Annotated in this window: 16 protein-coding genes and 6 tRNA genes; 8 read left to right on the top strand and 14 right to left on the bottom strand. The window is 44.2% G+C overall.

The window, feature by feature from the left end; all coding sequences use genetic code 11:
• Positions 1-9 precede the first annotated feature (9 nt).
• From CWO27_RS21435 to lolB, 11 genes are all read right to left on the bottom strand, one after another.
• Positions 10-84, bottom strand: a tRNA-Gln gene (locus CWO27_RS21435).
• A 29-nt stretch (positions 85-113) separates the two neighbouring features.
• A tRNA-Leu gene (locus tag CWO27_RS21430) sits at positions 114-198 on the bottom strand.
• A gap of 90 nt (positions 199-288) precedes the next feature.
• Positions 289-365, bottom strand: a tRNA-Met gene (locus CWO27_RS21425).
• Positions 366-442: 77 nt separating this feature from the next.
• Positions 443-517 (bottom strand) — tRNA-Gln (locus tag CWO27_RS21420).
• A gap of 29 nt (positions 518-546) precedes the next feature.
• Positions 547-631, bottom strand: a tRNA-Leu gene (locus CWO27_RS21415).
• A gap of 67 nt (positions 632-698) precedes the next feature.
• A tRNA-Met gene (locus CWO27_RS21410) sits at positions 699-775 on the bottom strand.
• A 279-nt stretch (positions 776-1,054) separates the two neighbouring features.
• Entirely contained in the window at positions 1,055-2,146 is a 1,092-nt protein-coding gene (gene ychF, locus CWO27_RS21405; protein ID WP_010439159.1) for a redox-regulated ATPase YchF, read from the bottom strand.
• Positions 2,147-2,156: 10 nt separating this feature from the next.
• Positions 2,157-2,747, bottom strand: coding sequence for an aminoacyl-tRNA hydrolase (gene pth, locus CWO27_RS21400; RefSeq protein ID WP_004739815.1), 591 nt, complete (start codon positions 2,745-2,747; stop codon positions 2,157-2,159).
• 208 nt (positions 2,748-2,955) lie between these two features.
• Positions 2,956-3,900 carry a ribose-phosphate pyrophosphokinase gene (locus CWO27_RS21395; protein WP_004739814.1) on the bottom strand — a complete coding sequence of 315 codons (945 nt, stop codon included), beginning with the start codon at positions 3,898-3,900 and terminating at the stop codon, positions 2,956-2,958.
• Positions 3,901-3,927: 27 nt separating this feature from the next.
• A complete protein-coding gene (gene ispE / locus CWO27_RS21390) occupies positions 3,928-4,803 on the bottom strand; it encodes a 4-(cytidine 5'-diphospho)-2-C-methyl-D-erythritol kinase (RefSeq protein ID WP_048669175.1) in 876 nt (291 codons plus the stop codon).
• A complete protein-coding gene (gene lolB / locus CWO27_RS21385; RefSeq protein WP_102431676.1) occupies positions 4,800-5,447 on the bottom strand; it encodes a lipoprotein insertase outer membrane protein LolB in 648 nt (215 codons plus the stop codon). The genes ispE and lolB overlap by 4 nt, the downstream gene beginning before the upstream one ends.
• A 160-nt stretch (positions 5,448-5,607) precedes the next feature.
• On the opposite strand from lolB, the gene hemA reads away from it, so the two are divergent.
• From hemA to ybaK, 8 genes are all read left to right on the top strand, one after another.
• Positions 5,608-6,867 (top strand): glutamyl-tRNA reductase, encoded by a 1,260-nt coding sequence (hemA, locus tag CWO27_RS21380; RefSeq protein WP_048659779.1) that lies wholly within the window; start codon positions 5,608-5,610, stop codon positions 6,865-6,867.
• A 28-nt stretch (positions 6,868-6,895) separates the two neighbouring features.
• Positions 6,896-7,984 (top strand): peptide chain release factor 1, encoded by a 1,089-nt coding sequence (gene prfA / locus CWO27_RS21375; RefSeq protein WP_102479138.1) that lies wholly within the window; start codon positions 6,896-6,898, stop codon positions 7,982-7,984.
• A 5-nt stretch (positions 7,985-7,989) separates the two neighbouring features.
• The gene (gene prmC, locus CWO27_RS21370; RefSeq protein ID WP_102431677.1) at positions 7,990-8,850 is read left to right on the top strand and encodes a peptide chain release factor N(5)-glutamine methyltransferase; all 861 of its coding nucleotides are present in this window, start codon (positions 7,990-7,992) and stop codon (positions 8,848-8,850) included.
• A 204-nt stretch (positions 8,851-9,054) separates the two neighbouring features.
• A complete protein-coding gene (locus tag CWO27_RS21365; protein WP_009848726.1) occupies positions 9,055-9,438 on the top strand; it encodes a SirB2 family protein in 384 nt (127 codons plus the stop codon).
• Positions 9,439-9,466: 28 nt separating this feature from the next.
• Positions 9,467-10,276, top strand: coding sequence for a SirB1 family protein (locus CWO27_RS21360; protein ID WP_017069620.1), 810 nt, complete (start codon positions 9,467-9,469; stop codon positions 10,274-10,276).
• A gap of 22 nt (positions 10,277-10,298) precedes the next feature.
• Positions 10,299-11,153, top strand: a complete 855-nt coding sequence (kdsA, locus tag CWO27_RS21355; protein ID WP_017069619.1) for a 3-deoxy-8-phosphooctulonate synthase — start codon at positions 10,299-10,301, stop codon at positions 11,151-11,153.
• Between the two features lie 506 nt (positions 11,154-11,659).
• On the top strand, positions 11,660-13,321 hold the full coding sequence (gene ushA / locus CWO27_RS21350; RefSeq protein WP_048659781.1) for a bifunctional UDP-sugar hydrolase/5'-nucleotidase UshA: 1,662 nt from the start codon (positions 11,660-11,662) through the stop codon (positions 13,319-13,321).
• A gap of 118 nt (positions 13,322-13,439) precedes the next feature.
• Positions 13,440-13,913, top strand: coding sequence for a Cys-tRNA(Pro) deacylase (ybaK, locus tag CWO27_RS21345; RefSeq protein WP_107899482.1), 474 nt, complete (start codon positions 13,440-13,442; stop codon positions 13,911-13,913).
• 106 nt (positions 13,914-14,019) lie between these two features.
• On the opposite strand, the gene rluF is transcribed toward ybaK, so the two are convergent.
• The 3 genes from rluF to CWO27_RS21330 form a co-directional block, all read right to left on the bottom strand.
• Positions 14,020-15,153 carry a 23S rRNA pseudouridine(2604) synthase RluF gene (rluF, locus tag CWO27_RS21340; RefSeq protein WP_102479136.1) on the bottom strand — a complete coding sequence of 378 codons (1,134 nt, stop codon included), beginning with the start codon at positions 15,151-15,153 and terminating at the stop codon, positions 14,020-14,022.
• Positions 15,154-15,329: 176 nt separating this feature from the next.
• Entirely contained in the window at positions 15,330-15,911 is a 582-nt protein-coding gene (gene smrA, locus CWO27_RS21335) for a DNA endonuclease SmrA (RefSeq protein ID WP_107899481.1), read from the bottom strand.
• Between the two features lie 188 nt (positions 15,912-16,099).
• Positions 16,100-16,240, bottom strand: coding sequence for a DUF3149 domain-containing protein (locus tag CWO27_RS21330; protein ID WP_017062321.1), 141 nt, complete (start codon positions 16,238-16,240; stop codon positions 16,100-16,102).
• Positions 16,241-16,376: the final 136 nt, after the last annotated feature.

Raw genomic sequence — 16,376 nt, 5'->3', positions numbered from 1 at the left:
TTTAAATAGTGGCTGGGCTACCTGGATTCGAACCAGGGAATGCTGGCATCAAAAGCCAGTGCCTTACCGCTTGGCGATAGCCCAACAATGATATCACTTAAGATATCTCAATATGGTGCGGTCGGAGAGACTTGAACTCTCACACCTCTCGGCGCCAGAACCTAAATCTGGTGCGTCTACCAATTCCGCCACGACCGCAGCAAAGCTTTTACTCTAGCGAAGAGTATAGTTATATCGACATTGGTGATTCAATATAACGTTGTTTGTTCTTCTTTCATAAAGAAAGAATGGTGGCTACTGCGGGATTTGAACCTGCGACCCCATCATTATGAGTGATGTGCTCTAACCAACTGAGCTAAGTAGCCATCTGAGAGCGAAGTAATATAATATAATCTCGCTTCCAATGCCATTATCTTTTTAAAGATAATTACACTTTAAATAGTGGCTGGGCTACCTGGATTCGAACCAGGGAATGCTGGCATCAAAAGCCAGTGCCTTACCGCTTGGCGATAGCCCAACAATGATATCACTTAAGATATCTCAATATGGTGCGGTCGGAGAGACTTGAACTCTCACACCTCTCGGCGCCAGAACCTAAATCTGGTGCGTCTACCAATTCCGCCACGACCGCCGCCACGACCGCAGCAAATCTTTATAGTCATATCGAATATTGGTGCTTCAATAAGACGTTGTATAAGTGGTGGCTACTGCGGGATTTGAACCTGCGACCCCATCATTATGAGTGATGTGCTCTAACCAACTGAGCTAAGTAGCCATTTCCAAATTGTCGTTCATTTCGAGACGTTGCCGCTTCGTTGTGAACGGGGCGCATTATGCGTAGTTGAGCGAAACCCGTCAACTTTTTTTTTGAATAAATCGCGAATAAACATCTGTTCGGTTTCTTTTTAGGCAAAGAGGCGTATTTGTCGACAAAAAACAGGTCAAAAAGGCGATATATATAGGAAGTTAAGTTTCTGATGAAGGGCAATTTGAAAGAGGAAAAACAAAAAGGCCAGTGAATTCACTGGCCTTTTTTCTAGATGTTTAATCAGAATTATACGTTGAAGCGGAAGTGAACAACGTCACCATCTTTAACAATGTATTCTTTACCTTCAAGGCGCCATTTACCTGCGTCTTTCGCTCCGCTCTCACCGTTAAATTCGATGAAGTGATCAAATCCAACAACTTCAGCACGGATGAAACCTTTCTCGAAGTCTGTGTGGATCTTACCCGCTGCTTGTGGCGCAGTTGCACCTACAGGGATTGTCCAAGCACGAACTTCTTTAACGCCAGCTGTGAAGTAAGTTTGAAGAGTCAGTAGTTCGTAACCAGAGCGGATCACTCGGTTAAGACCTGGCTCTTCGATACCCATATCCGCTAGGAACTCTTCGCGATCTTCGTCGTCAAGTTCAGAAAGCTCAGATTCGATTGCTGCACAAACAGCAACAACTACGTTGTTTTCGTTTTCAGCGTATTCACGAACAGCGTCTAGGTATGGGTTATTCTCAAAACCATCTTCTGCAACGTTTGCGATGTACATTGTTGGCTTAAGCGTTAGGAAGTTTAGGTAGCCGATTGCTGCCGCTTCTTCTTTGCCAAGTTCAACAGTACGCGCCATCCCACCTTCTGTTAGAACTGGAAGTAGCTTTTCTAGTACAGTGATTTCGAATTTAGCGTCTTTGTCGCCGCCTTTTGCTTTCTTCGCGTTACGTTGAATTGCACGCTCACAGCTGTCTAAGTCAGCCAGTGCAAGTTCAAGGTTGATCACTTCGATATCTTCGATTGGAGATACTTTGCCAGCAACGTGAACAATGTTTTCATTTTCAAAGCAGCGCACAACGTGACCGATAGCGTCAGTTTCACGGATGTTAGCTAGGAATTTGTTACCAAGACCTTCACCTTTAGATGCGCCAGCTACTAGGCCCGCGATATCTACGAATTCCATTGTCGTTGGAAGGATCTTCTGTGGATTAACAATTTTTGCTAATGCATCTAAGCGTAGATCTGGAACCGGAACGATACCTGTGTTTGGTTCGATCGTACAAAATGGAAAGTTTGCTGCTTCGATGCCTGCTTTAGTCAGTGCGTTAAACAGAGTTGACTTACCAACGTTTGGTAGACCAACGATGCCACATTTAAAACCCATGATATAAACCTTATTCTGCTTTGAACGTATGTAAGCGATTTTGTGCTTTTGGTAGGCCATCTTTCAATAAGATGTCTAGGCTGCGAACCGATTCGTCAACGACGGCCTCGATACACTCTTGCTCTTTTTGAGGAGCTTTGCCTAATACATAACCTGCAACTTTATCTTTGTGTCCTGGATGGCCAATGCCTAATCTAAGACGATAGAATTCTTTATTGTTACCCTGTTTGCTGATGATGTCTTTCAGACCATTATGTCCACCATGACCACCACCTTTTTTAAACTTTCCAATACCAGGAGGCAGATCTAACTCGTCGTGAGCGACCATGATCTCTTCAGGTTTAATTTGGTAGAACTTTGCTAAGGCTGCAACTGCTTTGCCTGACAAGTTCATAAAAGTAGTTGGGATCAGCAAACGAAGATCTTCACCGTGAACCATGATACGACCCGTTAGGCCAAAGAACTTTGGTTCGTTCTTTAGTGTCACGTTATGTACACGCGCTAATTCTTCAACTACCCAAGCACCCGCATTGTGGCGAGTTTTGGCGTATTCTGGACCTGGATTAGCCAGTCCAACGAGAAGTTTTATTTGTTGGCTCAAGGTATGGATCTCTCTTGGGATTTCAAAAAGCGCCGTATGATATCACAGTTTATGAAAAAGGTGCGAGCTAGCTGATAGCTGCGCGATTATTCCTGTTTGTGATAACTAGTAGGGCAATATTACTCAGACATAAAAAAAGCACTTCATTGAATGAAGTGCTTAATGTTTTTCTCTCACGTGTTTCTAAAACAAAGCTATTGAGCTCTGATTAGTTGAACATCGCTGAGATTGATTCTTCGTTGCTGATACGACGAATCGCTTCAGCAAGCATGCGAGAAAGGCTAAGTGTTGTCACTTTACCAGTCGCAGCCATCTCTGGAGATAGAGAGATAGAATCCGTTACGATAACTTGGTCTAGAACAGAGTTCTTGATGTTGTTCGCAGCAGTACCAGAGAAAACAGCGTGAGTTGCGTAAGCGAATACACGCTTAGCACCGCGCTCTTTAAGTGCTTCAGCTGCTTTACATAGTGTGCCACCTGTATCGATCATGTCATCAACGATAACACAGTCACGGCCTTCAACATCACCGATTAGGTTCATTACTTCAGAAACGTTAGCACGTGGACGACGCTTATCAACGATAGCGATGTCAACATCACCTAGCGCTTTAGCCGTTGCACGAGCACGTACAACACCACCAAGGTCTGGAGAAACCACAACTGGGTTTTCTAGGCCACGGTTAGCCATGTCTTCTAGAAGAACTGGAGTACCGAAGATGTTATCAACTGGTACATCGAAGAAGCCTTGGATTTGCTCTGCGTGTAGGTCGATAGTAAGAACGCGGTCAACGCCAACGTTAGAAAGGAAATCTGCAACAACTTTTGCAGTAATTGGCACACGAGCAGAACGTACACGACGATCTTGACGGGCATAACCGAAGTAAGGGATTACAGCAGTAATACGGCCAGCAGAAGCACGGCGCATTGCGTCAATCATTACCACCAATTCCATAAGGTTGTCATTGGTTGGTGCACAAGTTGATTGAATCAGGAATACATCGCTACCACGAACGTTTTCATTGATTTGAACAGCGACTTCGCCATCAGAAAAACGGTCTACAGTAGCATCGCCAAGAGAGATGTATAGACGATCAGCAATACGTTGGGCTAGTTCAGGTGTTGCGTTACCAGCAAATAGCTTCATATCAGGCACGGTGGAAACCTCGGGTTGCGTCCAGTTTTAAATAGATTGTGGGTGGGCTGATTGGTATTCAGCCAGAGTTTCTTTTAAAGGAGAAATGTTTCTTCCTTTCGCTACGAAAGCGGAAACTGTGTCAGGCAGTTGTTCTCGCACCAATTCGGCGTCTTTTTCGCTGTTAAATTCAGCAAAAACGCACGAACCTGTGCCAGTCAATCTCGACGGCGCGTATTGTAGCAGCCATGAAAGTTGCTTATCAACCTCTGGGTACAGCATTCGCACAATTTTTTCGCAATCGTTTACGTATTCTTGCTCTAGAAGCGTTGATAGCGCTCGCTTTGGCGTGTTTCGAGTTAATTCTGAATGTGTGAATATGTCTACAGTTGCTATGCTCACTTGAGGTTTAACCACAAGATACCATTTCTCATCCGGATTAGCTGGCTGTAGCTGTTCTCCAACGCCTTCAGCAAAGGCGGCGTAGCCTCGAACGAAGACAGGAACGTCAGCACCAAGCTTCAAACCGATCTTAGCGAGCTGATCATCCGAGAGGTTGAGTTGCCATAAATAATTCAGGGCGACCAACACGGTTGCTGCGTTTGAAGAGCCTCCACCAATACCACCACCCATAGGCAGCACTTTCTTGAGTTCAATATCCGCACCGAAAGAGGTCGATGTGTATTGTTGAAGGGCCGTAGCCGCTTTCCAAATAAGGTTGTCTTCTGTAGCAACGCCCGGAATTGCAGGGCTTATTGTGATCGCACTTGTTTTTTTATTTGCAGTGACCGTCAGTTCATCACCAAAATCGACAAACTGAAATAAGGTTTGAAGTTCGTGATAGCCATTGTCACGTCGACCAGTGATATAGAGAAATAAATTCAGTTTAGCCGGAGAGGGCCAATGGGTTGGCGTTGTTATCATTTTTTCAGTGTCCACTTCGAAACTACAATGTTGATTTTGTTCTCGTTTTGCTTGAATGACAATCGAGTAGGGAGTGGGATTGTCTCTACTTTTGCGTTGTCTTCATTCGATAGTTGCTTACTCGGCATCTCTGTATTGCGATAGTTAGCAAAATTCAGTGTCCATAATTGACTGCTGACTTGTTTGGACAGAGATTCAAGCGTGTTGGTGCTGTTGAGTTGATAGGAATCGGCTTGGTCTGGAATGCCAAGGAACCATTGTGGTAGATGATCAATGGGGATCTGTAAGCCTGTCAGCTGCTCAACCAAGATTGAAGCACTCGCATGAGTAAAGATTTGGTCATCATAGGTCACGACTTTTGCACCCGATGGATCAATGGTTAGGTTCAATGCGGTTTGACCGAGAAACGTCGTAAGCCTTAATTGACTTTTATTTGGAGAGTGCTTCCAAATGAAATTGAGGCTTTGGCGTTGCTCTGGGGAAATGTAAGCGAGCTTGCCTGACGCTTGATAGTTTTCTATCTGTAAAAGCCGATCTTGGTGACTTTGCCACTCGACGCTGGTTGGTTGTTCTGGGATAGACGAGCAACCCACCATAATTATGGTCATAAAAATAAGAGACGTGATTTTGAGAAGCTTGCTCATATTTGCTCACAACTTGTTCAAATTTATCTAAAAAACGCTTCAACTATAGCATTGAATTCACGAAGTCAGGAAAACAAATCCCGCTTGCTCTTTAAATAGAGCCATGCATCAAGTAAAATTCGCCCCTTGTTTCCATTCCCTGATCGAGAACTTCTGATACATGTCTTTGCTTGCCGTAGGTATCAATCACAATACAGCGTCGGTTGAATTGCGAGAAAAAGTCGCTTTTGGTCCAGATAAATTATCTGAGGCACTCAAGCAACTTAACGCAAATGCACACGTAAATGGAAGTGTCATACTTTCTACCTGTAATCGAACTGAAGTGTATTGTGACGTCAAAGGCGTGGCAAAAAACAAGTTGATCGATTGGTTGTCAGTTTTCCATCAAGTTAGCCCTGAAGAGCTAAAACCAAGCCTTTATATCCATGAAGAGCAGGCTGCGATTAAACATTTAATGCGTGTAGCTTGTGGTTTGGACTCTTTAGTATTGGGCGAGCCACAGATCTTAGGTCAGGTGAAGCAAGCTTATACAGACTCGCGAGAGAACAAATCTGTTGATGCTTCAATGGAAAAACTGTTCCAGAAATCATTCTCTGTCGCGAAGCGTGTTCGAACTGAAACGGAGATCGGCGGAAGCGCGGTTTCGGTTGCTTACGCAGCTTGTACGTTAGCCAAGCACATATTTGAATCGATTGCCGATTCAACCGTGTTATTGGTGGGGGCGGGTGAAACGATTGAGTTGGTGGCTAAGCATCTTTCAGCAAATGGCTGTACCAAGATGATAGTGGCTAACCGAACTCGTGAGCGTGCTTTAGGGCTGGCTGAAGAGTTTGGTGCTGAAGTGATCAGCCTAAATGAGATCCCTGATCATCTGCATCGAGCGGATATCGTGATCAGCTCAACCGCCAGTCCGTTACCGATTATAGGTAAGGGTATGGTAGAGACCGCGCTGAAGACGAGAAAACATCAACCTATGTTATTGGTTGATATTGCGGTTCCGCGTGATGTGGAATCTCAGGTCGGCGAATTAAACGACGCCTACCTTTATTCTGTGGATGATCTGCAGTCGATTGTTGATGGCAACATTGAACAACGCAAAGTGGAAGCGATTCAAGCGGAAGCAATAGTTAGCGAAGAAAGTGCGGCATTCATGAGTTGGATGCGTTCACTGCAAGCAGTAGACAGTATTCGTGACTACCGTAAATCGGCCAACGAAATCCGAGAAGAATTATTAAGTAAGAGTTTACAATCACTTGCCGCTGGCGGTGACCCTGAAAAAGTCTTACTTGAGCTAAGCAATAAGCTCACAAACAAATTGATCCATGCTCCAACGCGCGCACTTCAAAGTGCAGCAGAGCAAGGAGAACCTGCAAAATTAATGGTCATTAGACAGAGTTTGGGCTTAGAAAACCCTCAATAATATTAGACCTCCAACAGAATAAGACATTATGAAAGCCTCGATTCTAGTAAAGCTTGAAACACTTGTTGAACGCTATGAAGAAGTTCAACATCTACTTGGTGATCCAGATGTAATCGGGAATCAAGACAAATTCCGTGCACTTTCTAAAGAGTACTCTCAACTAGAAGAAGTAACGGCTTGCTTCCAGTCATACCAGCAAGCTCAAGAAGATTTAGAAGCTGCTGAAGATATGGCGAACGAAGATGACGCTGAAATGCGTGAAATGGCTCAAGACGAAATCAAAGACGCAAAAGCGGCGATTGAACGTTTGACTGATGAGCTACAGATTCTTCTGATTCCAAAAGATCCAAACGATGAGCGCAACTGTTTCCTTGAAATCCGTGCAGGCGCGGGTGGTGATGAAGCGGGTATCTTCGCGGGCAACCTGTTCCGTATGTACTCTAAGTTTGCTGAGAAGAAAGGTTGGCGCGTTGAAATCATGAGCAGCAATGCTTCTGAACAAGGCGGCTACAAAGAGATGATCGCTAAGGTAAGCGGCGATGCTGTTTACGGCACCATGAAGTTTGAGTCGGGCGGTCACCGTGTACAACGTGTACCTGAAACTGAATCTCAAGGCCGTGTTCACACGTCAGCATGTACAGTTGCAGTTATGCCTGAGATCCCAGAAGCTGATCTGCCTGAAATCAAAGCGGGCGATCTTAAAATTGATACTTTCCGTGCATCAGGCGCGGGTGGTCAGCACGTTAACACCACGGATTCAGCAATCCGTATTACTCACTTACCAACGGGTACAGTAGTAGAGTGTCAGGACGAGCGTTCTCAGCATAAAAACAAAGCGAAAGCGATGGCTGTTCTTGCTGCTCGTATTGTTCAAGCAGAAGAAGAGCGCCGCGCGGCAGCGGTTTCTGATACACGTCGTAACCTATTAGGTTCTGGTGACCGTAGTGACCGTATTCGTACGTACAACTACCCACAAGGTCGTGTTTCGGATCACCGTATCAACCTTACTATCTACCGTCTTAACGAAGTACTTGAAGGTGACATGCAAAGCTTGCTTGATCCTGTACTTCAAGAGCACCAAGCCGATCAGCTTGCTGCACTTGCAGAGAACAACTAACCTGTATGCAGTCAGCATATACGGTTGAAAGTGCTTTAAAAGCAGCAATCGTAAAGCTTCAAGAGGGTGATAACACATCACCCTCTATTGATGCAGCGGTACTGCTTTGTCACGCCTTAGATAAACCAAGATCTTACTTACTGACTTGGCCTGAGAAGCATCTCACCTCAGAGCAAGAGTCTGAATTCAATGCCCTTCTAAAACGTCGCTTAACTGGTGAGCCTGTGGCTTATATTATCGGTGAGCGTGAGTTTTGGTCACTGCCGTTAAAAGTTTCTCCTTCTACCTTAATTCCACGCCCAGATACTGAGCGTTTGGTTGAGGTGGCTTTGGATAAAACTTACGGCAAGCAAGGTGCGATTCTAGATTTAGGGACAGGTACAGGTGCTATCGCGTTAGCATTGGCGTCAGAGATGCCGAACCGACAGGTAACGGGTATTGATCTTCGCCCTGAAGCGCAGCAGCTGGCGACAGAAAATGCGAAGCGCTTAAACATCACCAACGCTACGTTTTTACATGGCAGTTGGTTTGAGCCTTTGAGCTCTGAAGAAGCTGTGAAGTTCTCTCTGATTGTCTCTAACCCACCTTATATTGAGAAAGATGATCCTCATTTATCTCAAGGGGATGTGCGTTTTGAGCCAATTACCGCATTGGTTGCTGAAGAGAAAGGACTGGCTGACATTCGCTATATTTCTGAAAATGCACGTGGCTTTTTGGAAAATGAAGGCTGGTTGGCGTTTGAACACGGTTACGACCAAGGCTTGGCGGTGCGTGAGATAATGCAGGCGCTCGGTTATCTCGATGTTGTCACAGAGAAAGATTACGGTGGTAATGACCGAGTGACATTGGGTCGTTACTGTTCATAGTTAGTGACTGTTCATAGATAGTGACTGTCCATCGGCTGCGGTTAATCGTCTTGTGAGCAATAGATGATGAACTTGCTAAATTGATACCTTTAACTCGACAATACATTTCACCCGATGATGCATTTAACGCAGAAATACAGAGCATTAACGGGTATTGTGTGGCTCGTGTTAACGAAAGCACATATAAAAATATAAAGGAATACCATGTACGAAGGTTTAAAACATTTTCACTTACTAACGATTGCGATAAGCGCACTGCTGCTTTCGATTCGTTTCGCTCTTATGATGGCTAACTCTCCAAAGCTTAAGCATCCTTTCTTGCAGCGTTTTCCTCATATCAATGATTCGTTGCTACTGCTATCGGGTATTGGTTTGATTTTTATCACCGGCTTTATTCCATTTACACCTGCAGCACCATGGTTAACTGAAAAACTAACCTGTGTTATGGCTTACATTGCATTGGGCTTCTTTGCACTTAAGCTAGGTAAGAACAAGCTATTGAGAGTTTTCTCTTTCTTCGGTGCACTTGGCTGGTTAGCAATGGCAGGCAAAATCGCAATGACCAAGACGCCAACATTTTTCGGTTAATTATCTCCTTATTTTCGGTTAACTATCTATGTACGAATTTTTTGATGAAGACTTTGACCAGCTAGAATTAGCTGAAGGTGCATTGATCTTAAATAAAGCGATTAACCCAGAAACCCAAGACAGTTGGGCTGAGCAAGAGCTGGCAAGATTGTTTAAAGAAGCTGAGTTTGCTTTGGTTCATGAAACCGACGAACAGCAGAAGTTTGAGTCTTTTATTCGACTATTTTTCTACGAGTGGGGTTTTGCTGGCGATAAGGACGCGTACTTCTCTTCAGAAAACGCATTCATTGATAAAGTGCTTGAGAGAAAGAAAGGCATTCCAGTGAGTCTGGGGGCGATCTTTCTTTTTCTAGGTCGCAAGCTAGGCTTTCCTGTAGAGGGCGTCTCTTTCCCGACTCAATTCTTACTTAAAGTAAGCTGGTACGGGCAAGCTGCGGCCTACATTAACCCTTATAACGGTGAGTACGTTGGCGAACAAACGTTGCGAGCATGGTTAATTGGGCATGATGGCCCATTAGCTAAGGTGAAACCTGAGCACTTGGAAGTCGCCGACCATCCAACAATTATTGGTAAGTGGTTAGCTCTGCTCAAGAGTGCACTGCTGCGAGAAGAGCGTTATACACTTGCATTGAAGTGTACCGATCTGGCGTTAACGTTTGTGCCGGATGACCCGTATGAAATCCGTGACCGCGGTTTTATCTATCAGCAGCTAGACTGTCATCAAGTGGCTGCAACGGATTATCAATACTTTATCGACCAATGCCCAGATGACCCTGCATCTGAGTTACTGAAATCTCAAGTGAACGTCATGAACGAAAAGACAGTGGTTGTTCACTAATTAATAATTATTTAGAGAGAATATGATGGAACAGAAAACAGTTCATATTGGCGATATGCCAATTGCTAACGACAAGCCATTTACGCTATTTGCAGGCATGAACGTTCTTGAATCTCGCGATCTCGCTATGCAGATCTGTGAGCACTATGTAAAAGTAACAGAGAAGCTGGGCATCCCTTACGTATTTAAGGCGTCTTTCGATAAAGCGAATCGAAGCTCAGTTCATTCATACCGTGGTCCAGGCATGGAAGAAGGTCTTAAAATCTTCCAAGAGCTGAAAGACACTTTCGGCGTGAAGATCATTACTGATATTCACACAGAAGCCCAAGCTCAGCCTGTTGCGGATGTGGTTGATGTGATCCAACTACCTGCATTCTTAGCTCGTCAAACTGATCTTGTTGAAGCAATGGCTAAGACTGGCGCAGTAATCAACGTGAAGAAGCCTCAGTTCATGAGCCCGAACCAAGTTGGCAACATCGTTGATAAGTTCGCTGAGTGTGGTAACGACAACATCATCCTTTGTGAGCGTGGCGCTTGCATGGGTTACGACAACCTAGTAGTTGATATGCTTGGCTTTGGCGTAATGAAGAAGTCTTCAAACGGTAGCCCAATCATCTTCGATGTGACGCACTCTCTACAAATGCGTGACCCATCAGGTGCTGCATCTGGCGGCCGTCGTGAGCAAACGGTTGAGCTTGCTAAAGCGGGTCTTGCGACAGGTATTGCGGGTCTGTTCATTGAAGCTCACCCTAACCCAGACCAAGCTCGCTGTGATGGCCCATCTGCGCTACCTCTAGACAAACTAGAGCCGTTCTTGAAGCAGATGAAAGCACTGGATGACCTTATCAAAGGCTTTGAGCACATCGATATTAAGTAGCTGAAGCTGATGTTAAATAACTCGCTAATGTAAATTAGTTAAAGTGGTTATTTAACGATATCAAATAAACGCCCAACTCTAAGAGTTGGGCGTTTTTGTTTATCTGGGTATCAGTTCGTTTCGTTGTGCGCTTATCTGTTCTTTTGAGCGCTAATTAGCGCTAGATGATTAAACCCTTGTTAACAGAATCTTTGACTCCCTAAGAAATAACCATGAGTGTGTGAGGTCTGTCCTGTTTACAGTAAATTACTGATGTTCATCACACTTTATAAGTAAACGATTGCCTGTGATGCAGGGGAAGTTTGAGTGTAATCTCATAATTTTGTTACACTTAACTGTTGATCTATGCGTGACCAATTCGACATAAATATGAAATCGTCGTGTTACATCTAGAATGTTAATTTAAGATTAGTCATGTTGAAGTCTTATTGTTCGAACTCCAGGAAAGGGGTCGCAATAGATTATAAAAAGCAGTGGATTCCCCTAAAAAGTTCAAAGGTATGACAATGAAGCAACGCCTTATTCTAAAGACAGCACTAAGTGCTGCAATCCTAGCTACTTTAGCTGGGTGTGCGTCTCAATCAGCTCATGATTGGAACCAAGACGAAACTTACAAGCTAACGATTCTTCACACAAACGATAACCATGGTCGTTTCTGGCAGAATAAATACGGCGAATACGGCATGTCTGCGCGTAAAACGCTTGTTGACCAACTTCGTTCAGAAGTTGAAGCAGAAGGCGGTAGCGTGTTGCTTCTATCTGGCGGTGACATCAACACGGGTGTTCCAGAGTCAGATCTTCAGGACGCAGAACCTGATTTTAAAGGTATGAACAAAATTGGTTACGATGCAATGGCATTGGGTAACCACGAGTTTGATAACTCTTTAGACGTACTACAAAAGCAGATCGACTGGGCTAACTTCCCAATGCTATCTGCAAACATCTACGATAAAGCGACAGGCGAACGTAAATTCCAAGCGTACGAAATGTTTGAAAAGCAAGGTATCAAGATTGCGGTTATTGGTTTAACAACTGAAGATACCCAAAAGATTGGTAACCCTGAATTTATCGCAGGCATAGATTTCCGTGACCCTAAAGAAGAAGCGAAGAAGCTAATCGCTGAACTTAAAGAAACAGAAAAACCGGATCTAATCTTTGCTGTGACTCACATGGGTCACTACGAAAATGGCCAACGTGGTGTTAACGCTCCGGGTGATGTTGCACTCGCTCGTTACCTAAACGAAGGCGATCTAGACATGATCGTTGGTGGTCACTCTCAAGAGCCTGTATGTATGGAAGGCCCTAACGTAGCGAAGAAAAACTTCAAGCCGGGTGATGAGTGTAAGCCTGACGTACAGAACGGTACTTACATCGTTCAAGCTCATGAGTGGGGCAAGTACGTAGGCCGTGCTGATTACGAATTCCGTAACGGCGAACTAGAGATGGTGAGCTACGATCTGATTCCAGTTAACCTTAAGAAGAAAGTTAAGATTGACGGTAAGAAGCAACGTGTTCTTATTCAAGATGAAATCGCACAAGACCCAGAGTTACTTGAATTCCTACGTCCTTTCCAAGAGCAAGGTCAAGCACAGCTAGAAGTTCAAATTGCTGAAACTAATGGCAAGCTTGAAGGCGACCGTAACGTTGTTCGTTTCCAACAGACTAACCTAGGTCGTTTGATTGCAACGTCTCACATGGAGCGTGCAAAAGCAGACTTCGCTGTGATGAACTCTGGTGGTGTACGTGATTCAATTGAAGCCGGTGATGTGACTTACAAAGACGTACTAACAGTACAACCTTTTGCAAACATCCTGACTTACACAGACATGACGGGTAAAGAAGTTCTAGATTACCTAAATGTAGTGGCGACTAAACCAATCGATTCTGGTGCTTACGCACAGTTTGCTGGTATCTCAATGACAGTGGCAAACGGTGAAGTATCGAATGTATTCATCGGTGGTAAACAGCTACGTTTAGATGAAACATACCGCTTCACGGTGCCAAGCTTCAACGCAGCTGGTGGTGATGGTTACCCTAAACTGTCTGACCACCCTGGTTACGTAAACACTGGCTTTGTTGACGCTGAAGTACTGAAAGAATACCTAGAAGCAAACAGCCCGGTTGACGTAAACAAGTACGCACCTTCAGGCCAAATGGTTTACAAGTAATTGAATACAAGTAATTGTGTCAATAGGGGCTAAATTAGATTGACTCTAGCACCATGATAAATTTAACTAAAGCGACGCCTCGGCGTCGCTTTTTGTTTATCTATCGTTTGGATTTGTTATGACCCCTGCAATCAATCTCGCCAAGAAAAAGAAAATCGCTCATAGTGTGCATCAGTATCATCATGATGCGAATAATACCAACTATGGATTGGAAGCCGTTGAAGCGCTGGGTCAGGACCCAAAACGTGTGTTCAAAACGCTTTTGTTCTGTTTGAACGGTGTCGCTAAAGATTTGGCGGTTGCCGTTATTCCTGTCGATCAGAAGCTAAACTTAAAGCTTGCAGCGAAAGCGGCGAAGGGCAAAAAAGCGGAGATGGCTGATCCAGATATTGCTCAGAAAACCACGGGTTATGTTGTTGGTGGAATTAGTCCTCTTGGACAGAAAAAAGCACTGCCTACCTTTGTTCATTCAAGCGCTACCGATTTTGAAACTATCTGTGTGAGTGCAGGGAAGCGCGGGCTAGAGATTGAGTTAGATCCAAAAGACTTAGCATTGCTCACTCGCGGCCAGTTTGCTGATCTCTGTTTATAGATTGTCGTCATCATGACGATAAAGCTATCGAATGACCAAAAAAAACGCCCGCTAGACTAATCTAGCGGGCGTTTTTATATCGAGTGTCTCGTCTTATTGATTCTGACTACTTCTTAAGACCTAAAGTACCACCAACACGCTTTGGTGCAGGTTTGTTCGGTCTGTTTGAATTTTGGCTGCGGTTTGCCGGTTTACCGCTTCTACGATCGGTATTGTCGCGATCGTTACGATTGCGATCCGAACGGTTTCTATCTGAGTTAGAGCGCTCTGAACGAGAGTTTGATTTCCAGTTCTCGGTATTACCACCGCTTTCACCGTTCGACGAATTGCGGCCACGCTTTGAATTAGGCGCATGACGGAATTCATCCGCATTGTTACCGCGGTAAGTGCGAGTACGGTTCTCTTTTTGATTGCGACGTGCTGTTGAAGTTTGGTTCTCTTCACGGCTGTCAAAAAGTTTCGCGTCAGTCGCTTTACGAATACGTTGACCTTTCGCGTTCATTTTTGACGCATCTTCCGTACTTACTGAACCTTCACACATCGCCAAGATCTCAGTGATCTCTTCGTCGCTCAGGTAGCGCCATTTGCCGTTAGGAATACCGTCTAGTGAGATATTCATAATACGAACACGGCGCAGCTTAAATACTTCGTAACCGAGCGCTTCACACATACGGCGAATTTGGCGGTTAAGGCCTTGTGTTAGTGTAATTCGGAATGAGAACTTGGTCTCTTTCTCGACCTTACATGGCAAGGTAACAGTATCGAGAATATGGACACCAGCGCCCATTTGCTTCAAAAACTCAGTCGTAATCGGCTTATCTACACGCACCACGTATTCTTTCTCGTGATTGTTACCTGCACGTAGGATTTTATTTACGATGTCGCCATCGTTGGTCAAGAAGATAAGGCCATCAGAAGGTTTATCTAAGCGGCCAATAGGGAAAATACGCTTGTGGTGGCCGATAAAGTCGACGATGTTGCCAGGAATATCACGCTCAGTCGTACAGGTGATACCTGTTGGTTTATTAAGAGCAATGTAAATCGGCTTCTCTTTTGAGCGAACAGGCTTATTGTCGATCTCAACATCATCACCTGGCAAGACTTTAGTGCCCATCTCAGGGATCTTACCGTTAATAGTAACTCGGCCTGCATCAATGAGTTTATCGGCTTCGCGGCGTGAGCAAAAACCAGTTTCACTGATGTATTTATTAAGGCGTTTAGCTTGGGATTCTTGTGACATGATATTCTCTTAGCGTTTCACAACGGAAATATAAATAAACAAAAAGCAACCTTTGGATAGTTGCTTTGAGTTGGAATTCGTTAACTGAGGCAATTTTAGCACTTGGTGTGAGTCTAGGCACGAAATATCGATCCTGATGCAAAATCGTTATTCGCCCGTTTATCTATCTCAACCTATTAACTGGTGCGTTTTTGATGGCGCTCTCTGTTCTCTAGCTTTTTCTCATTACTCTTTCTGAGCATGACATAGACAGCGCCCGTATCACCATGAAATTGCTGAGCAGAATGAACACATTGAACGTCGTTGATTTGCGTGAGCCAATTTGCCACGTAGCTTTTCATCATTGCTGGTGGGTTCGAACGCTCTCCCTTACCGTGAACAATGATGACGGTACGAACATCCATTCTTAAACACTGACGCAAAAATGAAAGCACTTCGTTACGTGCGTCTTTCAGTGTTTTTCTATGAAGGTCGAGCTTGGCTTGAATAGGGTATTTGCCTAGGCGCAGCTTTTTGTATACGCCTTCTTGTACACCGTCTTTTTTATAAGCAACGACATCGTCTGGCTTGATCATTGGCGAATAGTCTAATGATAAGTAGTCTTTCTCGTCGTCAGACAGCCACATAGCGGCTTCACGCTTAGCAAGGTGAGATTCTGTGACTCGGTGTACTTTTTGGTGTTCAGCGGTGTCATGGTCGATACGTTTAACATCGCCCATCATTTCTTGGAATAGATCTAAGTCGTCATCATGAGACATATTGTGTATCTCAAGTTGGGAAGGATAGGGTAAGTATACCTAAGTTGAGGCTGGGTTTAAAAATGAAAAAACCGGAGAAGACAATAAGTCTGCTCCGGTGCAAAGCGTTTTTACATTTAGTTATAAAATAAAGTAATACTTATAAAGTAAAACAATGCTTAAAAGTAAATGATTTAGGCTGAGCGATTCTAGTGAGGAGATTTTTCAGTCATAACTTTGTAGATGAAGAAGCCTCCATAAAACATCATGAGACCCAGAGCCCCGAAGATTACTATCATTGAAGATAGTCCCACCGCATTACCAAATAGGAGATCTAGCCAAAAGTCCATGTGTATACCTCAAAGTTATATGACACGGGTTAGTGTATTAAGTGGTGTTATCAATTCACTGATCTGGATCAATTCTGTTTCATAAGTTAAATACTTGTTGGTAACTGTGTGTTTTTCGTCACATCAAGCGAGTTGT

Source organism: Vibrio sp. 10N.286.51.C3 (genome assembly GCF_003050065.1).
GTDB classification, from domain to species: Bacteria; Pseudomonadota; Gammaproteobacteria; order Enterobacterales; family Vibrionaceae; genus Vibrio; species Vibrio crassostreae.
The sequence above is the reverse complement of the archived record's forward strand: the minus strand, read 5'-3'. Positions and strand labels throughout refer to the sequence as shown.